The sequence below is a fragment of the Nostoc sp. EspVER01 genome, from assembly GCF_034530635.1.
GTDB lineage: Bacteria > Cyanobacteriota > Cyanobacteriia > Cyanobacteriales > Nostocaceae > Nostoc.
This window is the reverse complement of sequence record NZ_JAVRCS010000004.1, coordinates 232,829-247,718: the sequence shown is the minus strand read 5'-3', so window position 1 is coordinate 247,718 and position 14,890 is coordinate 232,829. Positions and strand designations below refer to the sequence as shown.

The window sequence follows — 14,890 nt, the reverse complement described above, 5'->3', positions numbered from 1 at the left end:
TACGCTAAAACCCTGATCCCCAAGCCAAAAGGTTCGTGTTAGTCTGTTGCAGTTATAAAGAACAAAGTGAAAACGGAACGAGTTCGAGTTTTTCAAAAGGGAAATCACTTTAATTAGTGATAAATCCCACAAGTTATAAAACTTTAAGTTCTACAGTCGCTTTCAAAAACGGACGCATGAATCAAAGACATTTGTGGACTATTGTTGCCCTGTTTCTGACTGTTTTGGGAATACCATCAGTCGGTTGCACTCAAACCACCAAGGGGAATGCGCTAGCATCCCAAAAATCACCTGCCCCTGATGTGGTTAAGGTGGGAGAGTACCAATCAACAGCAGGGAAACAAACCTTGGATGCTGTGATTACAGAAATTCATCCTCACGACATTAGAGGACGTAAGGCGGCAACCCTTTTTATCAAAAATATACCTGTTCTCACCTTTTTGAGTTCTGTATCAAATACGAATCTTGAGACTAAAAAAGTTGGTGCAATTGGCAATCCTGGGGGCGTACAATCGTACGCCCTTATTGCTAGCAATTCATCCAATGCGTTAAATACTGGGAACGTAATAGATGCGAGTAACCAGATTAGCTCAGCTGACAATGACCCGGTTCAGATAGCTGGTGTAATAGCAGCTAAGATCAACCAGTTGAATCGGGAAAACGTGGACGGGAGTAAGATTACCGTCAGTTGGAAAGCAGGGGAAAAATCTAATGCTAATCAAGCGCAAAACAAAAGCGTTCCTGTCCAACAAAATGGCGATCGCTATGTAATCAAAATTAATGGCGAAGAACTGGTCGAAATCAACGAAGGTACGCGACTAGCAGATACCACCAACAATCTGGCGCAAGATGCATTGCAAGCAACCAATCGCTTGCGGAGACTACTAGGCAATGCATCTCCTATAAAAGAGATTGCGAATTTACCAGTCCGTCAACAAATATCAATACCAAAGCTGCCTCAACAGGTTGCCGTCGGAGTAGTGCGATCCACCTTGAGAGGTGTAGCTTCTTTTTATGGCTATGACTTTGCTGGTAATCGCACCGCTAGCGGCCAGAGATTCAACCCTGAAGCAATGACTGCTGCTCATCGCAGCTTACCCTTTGGCACAAAAGTTCGTGTCACCAATACCCGCAATGGTCGTTCTGTAGTGCTGCGGATTAATGACCGAGGCCCATTCATTCGAGGTCGAGTCATTGACGTATCTACCGGCGCGGCTCGAATTTTGGGAATGATGGGCAGTGGCATAGCACCAGTACAGATTGAAGTCTTAGGGAAATAATCTAGTAGGTTACAGGGGAAGATTATTCCCTATCACCTGTCACCTATAACCTTTCCCCTAACCCCAATCCCAGTTCCGTATCACTTAATTCCCCTAGTTCAATCAACTCTTCCCTCTATTTCGGATATAAACTAACGGGGGAGGGATCGATAAGAACTAGGGGTATTTTTGTGCGCCTGCTGACAACAGTCGCAGCTTTACGCTGCTATTTAACTAAACGCTGCTCAGAAAACAAGCTAATTGCGGTTGCTGAGGATCTGAGACTAGATGAGATGACTGGCTGGTATCAGACGGCAGTCGGTCTGGTGCCAACGATGGGAAATTTGCATCAAGGTCATTTAAGCTTGATCCAACGGGCGCGGCACGAAAATTCTACGGTGATTGTGAGTATTTTCGTCAATCCCCTGCAATTTGCTCCTAACGAGGATTATCAACGCTATCCCCGCACTTTAGAGCAAGACCAACAACTTTGCGAACAAGCTGGGGTAGATGCCATTTTTGCACCGACTCCGGAAGAAATGGCAGTTCCTCAGAAGAGTATACAAGAATCAAAGGTTACACAAGTTATCCCCCCATCTGCTATGATGACAGGCTTGTGTGGTCGTTCTCGGCAAGGTCACTTTCAGGGTGTCGCTACGATTGTTACCAAACTTTTCAATTTGGTACAGCCTGACCGTGCCTACTTTGGTCAAAAGGATGGTCAGCAACTAGCAATTATTAAACGCTTAGTAGCTGACTTAAATTTGCCAGTAGAAATTGTTGTTTGTCCAACAGTACGGGAAGCGTCGGGTCTGGCCTTCAGTTCTCGCAATCAATATTTGACTGCAACGGCAAAAGAGCAAGCAGCAGTCTTATATCGTGGCTTGCAACGAGCTGAAGCTGCATTCATTGCAGGCGATCGCAATAGCAACAAGTTGATAGCAGTGGTACAGCAAGAAGTGGCAATGGTCAGCACGGTCTCAGTGGAATATATTGAATTGGTTGAACCGACTACGTTAATGTCTTTAGAAAAAGTTGAGGAGGAAGGAATGTTGGCGATCGCAGCTCGTCTTGGTGCTACACGTTTGATTGACAATCTCATATTGCGCGATCGTCAACCCATCATCGCCATTGATGGCCCAGCTGGTGCTGGAAAATCTACAGTGGCGCGGCAAGTGGCAGCAAATCTGAGTTTAGTGTATTTAGATACAGGAGCGATGTACCGTGCTGTTACTTGGTTAGTACTGCAAAAGGGGATTGCTATTGACGATGAATGTGCGATCGCCGAATTAACTAATCAGTGTAAAATTGAATTGACTCCCACCCAGGATTTACAATCGTCCGTGCAGGTTTGGATTGATGGTACTGATGTTACCCAGGTGATTCGCACGATTGAGGTAACATCAAAAGTATCGGCGATCGCGGCACAAGGCGCTGTCCGTCAAGCACTGGTTAAACAACAGCAAAGCTGGGGTAAAAGAGGTGGTTTAGTTGCTGAAGGTCGGGATATTGGTACTCACGTATTTCCCGATGCCGAAGTTAAAATCTTTTTAACCGCTTCTGTAAGTGAACGCGCCCGTCGCCGCCAGCAAGACTTTCACACCCAAGGTCAACCCGAAGTGAGTTTAGAGCAGTTGGAACACGACATTGCCGAACGTGACTGGAAAGATAGTACACGCAAAGTTTCACCTTTGCAGAAAGCAGCAGATGCGATCGAACTTCAAACTGATGGTTTGGACGTGTCTGAAGTCACTGCACAGATTGTTAACTATTACCAACAACGTTTATCTCAGTGTTAATTACTGCTATTTGCTGTTAGTTTTCTAGTTTCAAAGGGTGGTGGGTGAATGATTATTTACTTACCATCCTTAAAACTGTATTTAAACAGGACTGATATCATGTCCGCCAAATTACCCATAATAAAATAACCCCACCCCCAACCCCCCTTTCAAGGGCAGGCTTTTAGGCTTTCGATAAATAGTTGAGAATGTTCTCAATTATTGAACGTAGTTTTAAGTTCTCAGACAATGGTTTTGGTTTTAAAATCCCAAAAATTTGTCTAATCAAAAAAACCTGCCCCAGAAAGCCCCAACCCCCTCCCCGCAGGCGGGGCTACGGCGTACACACAAGTCGAAAAATCCTCTACAGTGAAACTGTCACGCCCACCCATATCCCGCCCAGAACTGAAGTTCTGGGCTGATAGCGAAACTCCACTGAAAGTGGACTAAATAATTAATTCAGTCCACTTTCAGTGGACTTGGGCTATGAGACTCGGAATTCATTCCGAGGCGGGATCAAAACACAGTGCGAGATTCATTAATAAAGAAAGATATGGCTGCGGCAAGACTTGTGTGTACACCGTAGGCAGGCGGGGAGGGGTTCTTCGGGTTTAATAAGCAATCAAGCGGACATGATATGACGCAAAATCATGAAAAAACGAACCGCAAAGGAACAAAAGTTTCAGAGAGTTTTTGCGTAAGTCCTATTAAAAAGAAAATAGATAATTTGACTATTGGCTATATTATTTGAAAATTAACACTTATTAAGTGTTAATAGATTTTACATTTATTTAAATATTATTAAATCATCTCGCTTTCGACTGATTTTGCAAATCATAATTAATCTTACTAAAGATAGAAGTATTAAAACTTTAATTCCTAAATGCTAGTTAGTTATTGGCCTTTCGCTAGAAGATATTAGTCATTTTTATTCATAGTCAAGAATTACTATTGATTTGACTTATCACCAAAGTACTTTGTTTCCGTCTTCACTTGATCTACACTTTGGTAGTAGAATGACGATGTTAAGTTTTATGTTTCACTAATCAAAGACATAAAACCCCTACAAATAAAAGCTATTAATTTACCCAACTTTTGCAATAGCTTAAAACTAGAAACCGGTAAAGAGAGGATTTGACACAATGGCATTTGTACAGCCCCCACTACCCTTTGAAAAAGATGCTCTAGAGCCTTTTGGCATGAAAGCTGAAACTTTCGAGTATCACTACGGCAAGCATCACAAAGCTTATGTAGACAACCTCAACAAGCTCACTGAAGGTACAGAACTTGCTGATAAGTCCTTGGAAGAAGTAATCAAAATTTCCTTCCAAGACTCCTCTAAGGTGGGAATCTTCAACAACGCTGCCCAAGTTTGGAACCACACTTTCTTCTGGAATTCTTTGAAACCACAAGGTGGTGGCACACCCACAGGTGAACTCGCAGCCAAAATCGATAAAGATTTTGGTAGCTTCGACAAGTTCAAGGAAGAGTTCTCTAACGCGGCTGCAACTCAATTCGGCAGTGGGTGGTCTTGGCTGATCGATGATGGTGGTACGCTAAAGGTGATCAAAACACCAAATGCAGAAAATCCCCTAGCTCATGGTAAAAAGGCACTCCTAACCTTGGATGTTTGGGAACATGCCTACTATATTGACTATAAAAACGCCCGTCCAGCGTTCATCAAGAATTTCCTAGAAAACTTGGTCAACTGGGACTTTGCTGCTGAAAACTTGGCTAAAGCTTAATTACTTGGCCAAAGAAAGGCAGAGGGCAGGAGGAAAGAATTTATTTTTCCTCTGCCAAGAGGGTTTCAAGCCCCTAACAGTCACGACAGTAGTCAGTCAAGTTTAAATTGATGGGTAAGCGAGTTCGTAGTAAGGACTTTAGTCCTTATTTTCTAAGCACTTTAGTGCTTACTACAAACCCGTAAAACTAGCTTAGACATTGTACTAGTATCGTGGCTGTTTTTGGTTAGGCGTTGAGGGGGATGGTGGATAAATCAAAATATATGGATAGCAAAGAACTAGCGCAATACATTGAAGCAACGAATAGCATCTCTAAACCTTGGGTATTGGTACAACTGCGCCTCAAAAAATTGCAAGAGCGTCGAGCCACCCTGACAAACGATGTTTATACCAAAGAATTAGAAGATATTTACCAAGACTTGATGAAATTGGGTGAATGGTGGCGTGGTATTGAAGATGAGGTATTTTAAAGTGAGGAGTTATGAGTTATGAGTTATGAGTTTTCCTAACTTTTAACTCCTAACTCCTAACTCCTAACTTAAAACACAACCTGATGGCTCAAGCTCTCGATCAAGTCGATTACGATACTCTCGATGCTGCAAAACGACGCTTCATCGATGCCGCCAAACGCACACTTGGCTTTGCAAGCGCTTATGGCATCGTCCCCGCATCAGGTCTGGGAGCAAGTGCTAACGCTTTCAGCTTCAATCTTGCTCCGTTTCTAGAGGCGGGGGCTAGAGAACTTTCGATGACACTTGTGCCCGAAGGACTGGGCACCGCAGACGATACCCGCCCTGACGACCTTTCCGAAGAAGAACTTAGACGATTCTGGTGGAATATTGGGATTAAGATTATCTCGTGTCTGACGAACGATGCCGCAACTTCAGGTATGCAGACTATACTTCTCGGTCTTTATCTGCCATCGAGTACTCCCGAAACAATTTTTACCCCCGCTTTCCTTGATGGATTTCTGGATGGAGTAGTTGAGGGCTGTAAACGAGTCGGGTGTGTCTATCTTTCAGGGGAAACTCCTCAACTAAAAACCAAGATGATTCCAGGGCGGCTCGACATCGCCGGCTCGGTTTTTGGGGTTATGCCCGCTGGTGTCGCTCCCATTGATAGCTCGCGTCTGGATGCCGGAAATACTATTGTTCTGGTGGAAAGTTCAGGCCCCCATGAGAACGGCTTTACGCCACTGCGAAAGCTTGCTGAGTCGCTCCCTGATGGCTACAGAACAAAACTTCCTAGTGGGCAGGAGTTCTGGGAAGCGATGAATGCTGCGTCGTATCTCTACACGCCCCTTGTACAGGCAGTGCTTGGCGAAGGAATTCGTCCCACGGCGATGGAGAATATTACTGGTCATGGCTGGCAAAAGCTGATGCGGTCGGTGAAGCCACTTCGGTACGTTATCGAAACGATGCTCCCAGTACCAGAGATATTTACATTTGCTGAGAGTCATCTTGAGGGCGGGGTCGAGACGATGCTTTCGGTGTTCAATTACGGTGCAGGATTCGCATTCTATACAGAGTCGGAGCAAGATGCAGAGAGAATTGTCCTGCTTGCAAGAGAACATCAACTTTCGGCTGTGATTGCCGGAAGGGTTGAAGCGTCTCTTTCCCGCGAGGTAGTGATAAAACCCCTTGAAGTCACATTGAAGGGAGATTCTTTTGGAATTGCGCGAGGGGTATAATCCAACCCAAGCGTAGGCATAGCCCGTCGTAGACAAAGCTAGTTTTCTCGAAGTTATTTTAGACTCACTTATGCGATGCCTGCGGTGGGCTACGCCTACGCTAAAGTCATTATTGCTTAGAAGAAAGCTGTAATTACTGAGAAGAATAAAGTTTTTTACACACAAAATAAATTTGCATTTCAGGCTGAATAGAGATAATTACTCTACTAAACCTTTATCTTATAAGTCATTTACCACAGATGCTATAGACGCATTTATGAAAATTTGGATGTAATATTTACTACTGCTTAACAGTAAAGTAGTTTGTATTACCCATGACTACTGAGATTAAGATTTGCTAACGTAGTCTTAACATATTGAAAAATTCGCTGAGAAAGCTGAGAAAGTAGCAGCCGATACTAATTTTTAGTGTTGGTTGTTTCTCATCCAGAGATGTGGCATTTTGGTGTGTTAAAAAAATATGTTTTTCTTCAGAGGGGGTTATGGTTGTAAATTTGGCCCGTACTACAGCTTCGGCAGAACTTTTAAAGCAAGTATTCCGTAACATTGATGCACATAGTTGTCCAAAGTTATTCAACTTTCACATGCACACTGTCTTCTCAGATGGCAAGTTGCAGCCGAGTGCATTGATGGAACAGGCGATCGCTATTGGGTTAAAAGGGTTAGCCATCACCGATCATCATGGTATTGTAGGCTATCAAGCAGGCCTTGCTTGGTTAGAAGATTGGAAGTGGAATAATCCTCATGCAATAACTCCTCACCTGTGGAGTGGCGTGGAAATCAATGCCAACCTTTTGAATATAGAAGTTCACATTTTGGCTTACGCTTTTGCCACAGAACACCCTAGTATGAAACCCTATCTGCAAAGAAGGCCAACTACAGGGCAAGAATATCAGGCAAGTAACGTGATTGCCGCTATTCATGAAGCTGGGGGATTGGCAGTTCTGGCTCATCCAGCTCGTTATAAGCGATCGCATTTCGACTTAATTCCAGCTGCGGCCCAAAAGGGCATTGATGGCGTGGAAACTTTCTACGCCTACAATAACCCTAACCCCTGGCAACCCAGCGTATTGGAATCAGAACAAGTGCAAAAGTTGGCTGATGAATACTTTCTTTTCAATACCTGTGGTACTGATAGCCACGGTTTGAGTCTGCTACAACGCTTGTAAAGATGAATCAATTTGTTTAAATCTCCTGGTTCAATCTCCCAGGAGGTTATCTTTTTTTTGGATATTCAATAGTCAATTTGTTTTAGAGTTAATTTCAAGAGATTTAGAAGCTATCATGATTGTCTCTTTGGCAGCTTTTTCTTTACGTTCACTATAGCGGTCTGTGAGATAATCAACTTTGTCACGCAATAGCAAGGTAAATTTGTAAAGTTCTTCCATCACATCGACAACGCGATCGCGGTAGGGCGAATCCTTCATAGTCCCATCTTCGTTAAACTCCTGATATGCTTTAGCCACTGAAGATTGATTTGGGATAGTAAACATCCGCATCCAGCGTCCAAGAATTCTTAATGTGTTGACAGCGTTAAAAGACTGAGATCCACCACTCACTTGCATGACAGCTAAAGTTCTCCCTTGAGTCGGGCGAACGGCTCCGATACTGAGCGGAATCCAATCAATTTGATTTTTCATAATGCCAGAAATCTGACCGTGCAACTCTGGGCTAGACCAAACCTGCCCTTCTGACCACAAGCTTAATTGACGCAACTCCTGCACCTTTGGGTGGCTGTCAAGTACGCTGCCATAAATCGGCAGTTCACGGGGATCGAAAAACTTTACCTCTGCCCCAAATTCTTCAATTATGCGTGCGGCTTCTTCTGCCAAAAGGCGGCTATAGGAACGCTCACGCAGAGAACCATATAAAAATAAAATTCTGGGGGGATGGTCAAATGTATTCATAGAGCTGGGATAGATAAGTGTAGAGCTACAGACAGAAGACAGGCTCCTTATTGACAGCACGCCCCTGTGCTGACTTCAGCAGGTTTAATATCCCGCACCTGTGAGTCACCCAAAACTTTATAAATTTCCCAAGGTGCGCCATCTGGGTCATGCACCCATACTTTATCTTGAAGGGCATAGCAACAGGTCACTTGCTCTTCTTGTCGAGTTTCTAGCCCAAGTTGTTGCAGGCGTTCGCTTGCAGTGACTACTTCATCTGCTGTCTCGACTTCTACACCCAAATGATTGAGAGTGCCAGGTGCCTCTGTATTCTCAATTAGTACTAACTTCAGAGGAGGTTGAGCGATCGCAAAGTTAGCGTATCCAGAGCGGCGTTTTGCAGGTTCAGTACCAAAAAGCTTGCTATAGAAATCAACCGCAGCATCGATATCACTAACATTCAGGGCAAGTTGAATACGGGACATGATATTTCTCCTTACATCGATACTCATCAATATTTACAACTATCTATATATTGCCAAATTATATTGATGAGTGTCAATATATAAATATGAATTCTTCAACCTCAACTTCAACTTGTTGTCCTTTTCTGCTGCAAGAAGTGTTGCAGCCGGATGAAGCCGCTCAGATTGCTACGCTATTTAGAGTGCTGGGCGAATCGGCTCGGCTACAGTTGCTCAGTTTTATTGCGGTTCAGCCTGCACAGGAAGCTTGCGTTTGCCAGTTGGTAGAGCCACTTGGTTTATCACAACCCACTGTCAGCCATCATCTTAAAGTATTGTATGAAGCAGGATTGCTTCAAAAGGAACGACGCGGTACTTGGATTTACTATCGGTTAGTACCAGAGCGGTTCGAGATATTGCAGAAGGTGCTAACGCTTCCAAAATCAAAATGAGATTGAAAGCAGTATTCCCTCAACGACGGCTCCAATCACCGAACCTACTCCCATAGGAGCAACAGTATTGCTCAAAGCTGCGCGGTCTGTAAACGCCCCTCGAATGGCATATTTAACAACGCCCACCAGCACGATTGGCAAGCTTATAGTGGTTAATGATACAGCTTTATAGGGGCTAGGTCTAGTACATCTGGATCATTGTTTTAGTCTCCATCTCCTGCTTTCCAGGCGATCGCTTTGCTCGGTTCGGGATCGGGTAGCTTCAGAGTAATCAATGCTGCTGCTAGTACAAAGAACATGGATGTCCACAAACAGCCCACTAACCCGAAAAACTGATATATCAAACCTGATAAAACAGTTCCAGCTAATCGACCACCTGAATTGGCCATGTAGTAAAACCCAACGTTCAGCGCTACCTTGTCATCATCAGTAAAAGCCAACACTAAATAAGAGTGAACTGCTGAGTTGAAGGCAAACACGACGCCAAAAATGAGGAGTCCACCAACGATCGCAATATTTGCAGGTATATTTAGTTGGAGAGCAAGAGCGATCGCTGCTGGAACTGCTGTTAAAGTAAATGTCCAGAATTGGATGGTCTTTGATTGTGGCGGACGACCAGAACCAAATCGCTGAATCAGTGTTGGTGCTAAAAACTGAATAACGCCATAACCAATCACCCAACAAGCTAAGAATCCACCAACCTGATAGAATGACCAACCCAAAATCTCACGCAAAAATACTGGCAATCCCACAACAAACCACACATCTCTAGAGCCAAAGAGAAAAAATCGAGCAGCAGAAAGAATATTAATCTCTTCACTCTTAGAAAACAGTTGACTAAACTTGACTTTCTTCTTGATTTTGCCCATCCCTTTGGGAAGCATTAACCCAGAAAACATAATCAGGGAAAGTCCCCCTGCCATAATCCACAGGGAATTGATGAAGCCAACCGCAGCCAAAAGAGCGCTACCAATAAAGAAGCCAACTCCTTTGAGAGCATTCTTAGAACCCGTCAACACCGCTACCCATTTAAACAAAGATGATTGGGCATCTTGAGGTACCACCAACCGAATGGCACTTTTAGAACTCATTTTGGTTAAGTCTTTCGCAATCCCAGAAAATGCCTGTGCCACCATCACATAAACAACAGCAATCCACTGTACCCAATTTGGATTGAGGAAAGACAGCATAACTAGAGAAAAAATCTGTAATCCAATGCCGCTATAAAGTGTTACCTTCAATCCAAACTGAGAACCAATCCAACCGCCCAAAAAGTTTGTGACAACTCCGAAGACTTCGTAGAACAGGAATAGAAAGGCAATTTGTATCGGTGTATAGCCAATTTGGTTGAAGTATAGCAAGACCAACATTCGCAGGGCACCATCGGTAAGGGTGAAACCCCAATAGGCGAGGGTGACTAGGATATAGTTCTTGAAATTGGCACTATGAGCTGTAGTAGAAGCCATGAGGGAAGAGAGATTTAAACGCAAGGGAACGCAGAGTTAGCGCAAAGACACGCAGAGTATTTCTAAATGAGAATAGTTCACGCCTTCAGATTCAAAGCCACCTTACGGGCGAGTTCAACCATCCGGTTGGCATAGCCCCATTCGTTGTCATACCAAGCAAGTATTTTCACTTGTGTCTCGTCTACAACCATTGTTGAGAGAGCATCAATGATGGAAGACCGAGGATCGTCTTTGTAGTCGATAGAGACTAAAGGACGCTCTTCATATCCCAGAATTCCTTTGAGCGGTGCTTGTTCGGAAGCTGTTTTTAGCAAACTGTTAATCTCTTCTACGGTTGTGGGTCGCACAACTTCAAATACACAGTCTGTTAAAGAAGCATTGAGCAGTGGTACTCGTACTGCCAAACCATTGAGTTTGCCGTTGAGTTCGGGATAAATCAACCCGATCGCAGTTGCCGATCCAGTAGTGGTAGGAATCAGAGATAGACTCGTAGCTCTTGCCCGACGCAGATCCTTATGAGGAGCATCGACGATAGTCTGAGTATTGGTGTTGTCATGGATTGTGGTGATAATTCCATGTTTAATCCCCAAACCTTCATGGATCACCTTCACTACTGGAGCCAAACAGTTAGTTGTACAAGAAGCCGCAGTTAGCAGATGATGCTTTTCTGGCTCATAAAGTTGATCGTTAACTCCCATGACAATATTCAAGGCTTCTTCCTTTACCGGAGCAGCCACAATTACCTTCTGTACTCCCCGCTTAAAATACGGATCTAGGGTGGCGGGAGTTCTAAACTTGCCGGAGCATTCCAACACGATATCAACACCCAACTCTTCCCAAGGCACATCTCCAGGTTGAGAATGTTCGCTAAAGCTCAGAGGTGTACCATCAATGAGAATGCGTTCTCCTTGTGCTTCTACTTCTGGAGTCCAACGCCCGTGGACAGAATCAAATTTGAGCAAATGAGCGGCTGTTACTGCCCCACCTTTGATTTCGTTAATATGGACAAATTCTACTTCTGGCCAACCCCATGCAGCACGCAGAGCAAGCCGTCCAATCCTACCGAATCCATTGATCCCAATCCGAATTGTCATTAATTTTCCTACCGCTAATTAACAAAATGTGATTTTGTAGTTCAATACTCTAGAAATTGCATTAAAACTACTTTTGAAAAGGTAATAATTTTGGCTCTTCAGCTTCGCTCTCTACTTGTGTTTTTACCACTAACAATTGGCAGGTGAGCTATGTTATTTGTTTAACTCGCTCTAATTCTTGTAGAAAGTTATGTTGGGTTTCTCGCAGTTCTATTTCGGGGTTTGCACGCCCAATTGTCTTGATTGCATCGTTATAAGATGAGCCACTACAAATCAAATAAGAAGCTAGCATTGTCCCTGTTCGCCGTCTGCCATTGGTGCAATGAATTGCAACACCATTGCCAAGGTTATTTTGATTGTCAACGAAATTTTGTAAATCCTGAAGTTGCTTCTGGTTGGGTGTCGTGCCACCTTTAATTGGCAACCAAAGATAAGGAATGTTTGCTCGTTGATACAAATCTAAGTTAGAGGGGTCATCCATAACAGAGACAATTGCTTGTATACCTGCCGTGTATAACTCTGTCAATTCCTCTGCTATGGGCTTACGAACACCTGCTAGTTTCCCTGGAATCACCCACCACAAGTTTTCTGAAATCGGTTGAATTGATTCATGTTCCATTAGTTTGAGCAATTAACGAGGACTAATTAGTACAGGCAGTTCTATCAATGAAGATCAGCTTTTACTTTGATTACACAATCTTTGACTCTAAAGATTGTGGTCATTTTAAGACACCAAAACAGCGCGGATCTTGCAATGTTGCTTTTTCCGGTTCCCGTGGAAACCAAGCTGCTGTGCGCTTACAAAGCTCAACCAGCATCAACATTACTGGCACTTCAATTAAAACACCTACCACTGTAGCCAGTGCTGCACCTGAATTTAAACCAAATAGCATCACAGCAGTGGCAATAGCAACTTCAAAATGATTGCTTGCTCCAATTAATGCCGCGGGTGCAGCATCTTCGTAGGATAAATTCATCTTCAATGCTGCTACATAACTAATCAAGAAAATGAAATTAGTTTGGATAAATAGTGGTACGGCAATTAATAAGATATGCAAGGGATTTTTAACAATTAATTCGCCCTTGAATGCAAATAGCAGTACCAATGTTAGCAAGAGAGCAGTAATTGAAACTGGAGTCAGATACTTTAAAAATCGTCCTTCAAACCACTCTGTACCTTTGTATTTAAAAATCCAATAACGGCTGTACATTCCCGCCACTAGGGGAAATCCAACATAAATTACTACTGATAAAACAATAGTTTGCCAGGGTACGGTTAAATCATTCGCCGCTAATAACCATCTACCCAATGGTGCGTATAAGAATAGCATCGCCAGAGAATTTACTGCCACCATTATTAAGGTGTGTCCCTGGTTGCCGTAGGAAAGATATCCCCACAACAGTACCATTGCTGTACAAGGAGCAATTCCTAGTAAGATAGTACCAGCAATATAAGAGTTTGCCAGTGCTACTTCGCTACCGCCAATGATCTCAGTTCCGGTAATCAAAGGACGAAATAACCATCCTAAGAAAAACTGAGCAAATACTACCATTGTGAATGGTTTAATTAACCAGTTTACTACTAAGGTAAGAATCACAGGTTTTGGGGCGCGGATAGCATTTGCTGCTTGTGTGAAGTCAATCTTCACCATGATGGGATACATCATGAAAAACAAACATACTGCGATGGGAATAGACACTTGATACACACTCATTGCATCAAGAGATATTGCTATCCCTGGAAACAATCTACCTAGTGCAATTCCGACAAAAATACACAAAAATACCCAAACGGTGAGATATTTTTCAAAAAAACTTAGATTGCTTCCTGCTTGTATCCGGGCTGTACTACCTTGTGAATTCTGACTCATGGGAATAAACCTAAAAATAAAAGAAATTGCTAAAACTTAGCTTCTTTTCGTAATAACTCACCAATTGTCAAGTTCATTTCTGCTTCTCCTTCAAATACTGTTCCCACTTTGCCTTGATACAAGTGAACGTAATTGAGGCGTTTGCTGTCATCTGGTAAAGGTATATAACCCACAGAATTTGCTATTGTTGGGGCTTTATCTATGTAAAATTCGACAAATTTGTTTACTAATTCTTTGTTTTGGTTATCCCGAAAATTAACGTAGATAAACAAAGGTCGAGCAAGGGGCTGATACTGAACTTTCTCTACAGTTTGACGTGATGGCAGTACTGCACCTTTACCGTTGTTAATTGCCAGCGCTTTTAATTTATTTTGGGATTTTTCGTAATAGGCATAGCCAAAGTAACCCAAAGCATTTGGATCTTTGCTAATGCCATCCACCAATACTTCATCGTCTTCACTGGCTGTGTAGTCATTACGACTGACTCTAGCTTTACCTACAGTCGCTTCTGTAAAATAGTCAAAAGTACCAGACTTTTTCCCAGCACCATACAAATTAAGTGGCCGATCTGGCCAAGATGCACGTACTTGGTTCCAGCGAGTGATTTTCCCTTGGGCTGAGGGTTCCCAAATCTTTTTCAATTCTGCTACTGTGATGTCTTTTGCCCAATTGTTTTGCGGATTGACGGCGACGGTAAGCGCATCAAAAGCAATGGGAAACTCCATATACGTCACACCATTTTTTTTGCAAGCTTCCATCTCTGCCTTCAAAATCGGTCGAGAAGCGTTGCTAATATCGGTTTCTCCATTACAGAATTTCTCAAACCCGCCACTAGTACCAGAAATGTTAACTGCAACCTGCACCTGATTCTTTGGATCGGCTTGATAGTCTTTAGCGATCGCCTGCGTAATCGGATAAACTGTGCTGGAACCATCAATTTTTATTGTTGTGGTTGCAGCCTTAGCAGAATCCCTTACCTCTGTTACAGAAGGTGACTGCTGAGTTTGAGCGGATGGGTTGGATGTGGATGTTGCTGTGCAACTAGTTGTCAAAGCCAACAATCCTACTGCGTAGGCGTAGCCCAAACCAGGCATCGCCAATTTCTTTGCTGTTGTCTTCATAGACACCATCCCTGTAAGTTATCTCAAGAGCATATCTTTATCATTTCAAAAAAAATTGATTTGT

General features: G+C 43.2%; 14 protein-coding genes. 7 read left to right on the top strand and 7 right to left on the bottom strand.

The features are described 5' to 3' along the window. Window positions 1-176: 176 nt before the first annotated feature. The 6 genes from RMX69_RS05850 to RMX69_RS05825 all read left to right on the top strand — a co-directional run bounded on the left by RMX69_RS05850 (window position 177) and on the right by RMX69_RS05825 (window position 7,641). The gene (locus RMX69_RS05850) at window positions 177-1,280 is read left to right on the top strand and encodes a septal ring lytic transglycosylase RlpA family protein (RefSeq protein ID WP_322636792.1); all 1,104 of its coding nucleotides are present in this window, start codon (window positions 177-179) and stop codon (window positions 1,278-1,280) included. Window positions 1,281-1,450: 170 nt separating this feature from the next. Then, entirely contained in the window at window positions 1,451-3,058 is a 1,608-nt protein-coding gene (locus RMX69_RS05845; protein ID WP_322636790.1) for a bifunctional pantoate--beta-alanine ligase/(d)CMP kinase, read from the top strand. Window positions 3,059-4,179: 1,121 nt separating this feature from the next. Further along, window positions 4,180-4,782, top strand: coding sequence for a superoxide dismutase (locus tag RMX69_RS05840; protein ID WP_094350617.1), 603 nt, complete (start codon window positions 4,180-4,182; stop codon window positions 4,780-4,782). 263 nt (window positions 4,783-5,045) lie between these two features. After that, on the top strand, window positions 5,046-5,252 hold the full coding sequence (locus RMX69_RS05835) for a hypothetical protein (RefSeq protein WP_099099470.1): 207 nt from the start codon (window positions 5,046-5,048) through the stop codon (window positions 5,250-5,252). Window positions 5,253-5,335: 83 nt separating this feature from the next. Continuing rightward, window positions 5,336-6,472, top strand: coding sequence for an AIR synthase related protein (locus tag RMX69_RS05830; RefSeq protein ID WP_289797889.1), 1,137 nt, complete (start codon window positions 5,336-5,338; stop codon window positions 6,470-6,472). Window positions 6,473-6,954: 482 nt separating this feature from the next. After that, window positions 6,955-7,641, top strand: coding sequence for a PHP domain-containing protein (locus RMX69_RS05825; protein ID WP_322636789.1), 687 nt, complete (start codon window positions 6,955-6,957; stop codon window positions 7,639-7,641). A 72-nt stretch (window positions 7,642-7,713) separates the two neighbouring features. Here the strand turns inward: RMX69_RS05825 and arsH are convergent, their stop codons facing one another. Beyond that, the gene (gene arsH / locus RMX69_RS05820) at window positions 7,714-8,379 is read right to left on the bottom strand and encodes an arsenical resistance protein ArsH (RefSeq protein ID WP_322636787.1); all 666 of its coding nucleotides are present in this window, start codon (window positions 8,377-8,379) and stop codon (window positions 7,714-7,716) included. Window positions 8,380-8,426: 47 nt separating this feature from the next. Next, a complete protein-coding gene (locus RMX69_RS05815; RefSeq protein ID WP_322636786.1) occupies window positions 8,427-8,843 on the bottom strand; it encodes an ArsI/CadI family heavy metal resistance metalloenzyme in 417 nt (138 codons plus the stop codon). 86 nt (window positions 8,844-8,929) lie between these two features. On the opposite strand from RMX69_RS05815, the gene RMX69_RS05810 reads away from it, so the two are divergent. Continuing rightward, the gene (locus tag RMX69_RS05810; RefSeq protein WP_289797886.1) at window positions 8,930-9,274 is read left to right on the top strand and encodes an ArsR/SmtB family transcription factor; all 345 of its coding nucleotides are present in this window, start codon (window positions 8,930-8,932) and stop codon (window positions 9,272-9,274) included. A 203-nt stretch (window positions 9,275-9,477) separates the two neighbouring features. On the opposite strand, the gene arsJ is transcribed toward RMX69_RS05810, so the two are convergent. The 5 genes from arsJ to RMX69_RS05785 form a co-directional block, all read right to left on the bottom strand. Continuing rightward, window positions 9,478-10,740: an organoarsenical effux MFS transporter ArsJ gene (gene arsJ / locus RMX69_RS05805; RefSeq protein ID WP_289797885.1), complete on the bottom strand. Its 1,263-nt coding sequence runs from the start codon at window positions 10,738-10,740 to the stop codon at window positions 9,478-9,480. Between the two features lie 77 nt (window positions 10,741-10,817). After that, window positions 10,818-11,834 carry an ArsJ-associated glyceraldehyde-3-phosphate dehydrogenase gene (locus RMX69_RS05800; protein WP_322636785.1) on the bottom strand — a complete coding sequence of 339 codons (1,017 nt, stop codon included), beginning with the start codon at window positions 11,832-11,834 and terminating at the stop codon, window positions 10,818-10,820. A 148-nt stretch (window positions 11,835-11,982) separates the two neighbouring features. Then, window positions 11,983-12,453, bottom strand: coding sequence for a dual specificity protein phosphatase family protein (locus RMX69_RS05795; protein ID WP_289797883.1), 471 nt, complete (start codon window positions 12,451-12,453; stop codon window positions 11,983-11,985). 100 nt (window positions 12,454-12,553) lie between these two features. Further along, window positions 12,554-13,705, bottom strand: a complete 1,152-nt coding sequence (gene arsB / locus RMX69_RS05790) for an ACR3 family arsenite efflux transporter (protein WP_322636784.1) — start codon at window positions 13,703-13,705, stop codon at window positions 12,554-12,556. 29 nt (window positions 13,706-13,734) lie between these two features. Continuing rightward, a complete protein-coding gene (locus RMX69_RS05785) occupies window positions 13,735-14,826 on the bottom strand; it encodes a PstS family phosphate ABC transporter substrate-binding protein (protein WP_289797881.1) in 1,092 nt (363 codons plus the stop codon). Window positions 14,827-14,890: the final 64 nt, after the last annotated feature.

What these genes read in the sequence shown, in the direction of transcription:
- RMX69_RS05850 (WP_322636792.1), top strand. Translation starts at nt 177, where the DNA reads ATGAATCAAAGACATTTGTGGACTATTGTTGCCCTGTTTCTGACTGTT.
- RMX69_RS05840 (WP_094350617.1), top strand. Translation starts at nt 4,180, where the DNA reads ATGGCATTTGTACAGCCCCCACTACCCTTTGAAAAAGATGCTCTAGAG.
- RMX69_RS05835 (WP_099099470.1), top strand. Translation starts at nt 5,046, where the DNA reads ATGGATAGCAAAGAACTAGCGCAATACATTGAAGCAACGAATAGCATC.
- RMX69_RS05830 (WP_289797889.1), top strand. Translation starts at nt 5,336, where the DNA reads ATGGCTCAAGCTCTCGATCAAGTCGATTACGATACTCTCGATGCTGCA.
- RMX69_RS05825 (WP_322636789.1), top strand. Translation starts at nt 6,955, where the DNA reads ATGGTTGTAAATTTGGCCCGTACTACAGCTTCGGCAGAACTTTTAAAG.
- arsH (WP_322636787.1), bottom strand. Translation starts at nt 8,379, where the DNA reads ATGAATACATTTGACCATCCCCCCAGAATTTTATTTTTATATGGTTCT.
- RMX69_RS05815 (WP_322636786.1), bottom strand. Translation starts at nt 8,843, where the DNA reads ATGTCCCGTATTCAACTTGCCCTGAATGTTAGTGATATCGATGCTGCG.
- RMX69_RS05810 (WP_289797886.1), top strand. Translation starts at nt 8,930, where the DNA reads ATGAATTCTTCAACCTCAACTTCAACTTGTTGTCCTTTTCTGCTGCAA.
- arsJ (WP_289797885.1), bottom strand. Translation starts at nt 10,740, where the DNA reads ATGGCTTCTACTACAGCTCATAGTGCCAATTTCAAGAACTATATCCTA.
- RMX69_RS05800 (WP_322636785.1), bottom strand. Translation starts at nt 11,834, where the DNA reads ATGACAATTCGGATTGGGATCAATGGATTCGGTAGGATTGGACGGCTT.
- RMX69_RS05795 (WP_289797883.1), bottom strand. Translation starts at nt 12,453, where the DNA reads ATGGAACATGAATCAATTCAACCGATTTCAGAAAACTTGTGGTGGGTG.
- arsB (WP_322636784.1), bottom strand. Translation starts at nt 13,705, where the DNA reads ATGAGTCAGAATTCACAAGGTAGTACAGCCCGGATACAAGCAGGAAGC.
- RMX69_RS05785 (WP_289797881.1), bottom strand. Translation starts at nt 14,826, where the DNA reads ATGAAGACAACAGCAAAGAAATTGGCGATGCCTGGTTTGGGCTACGCC.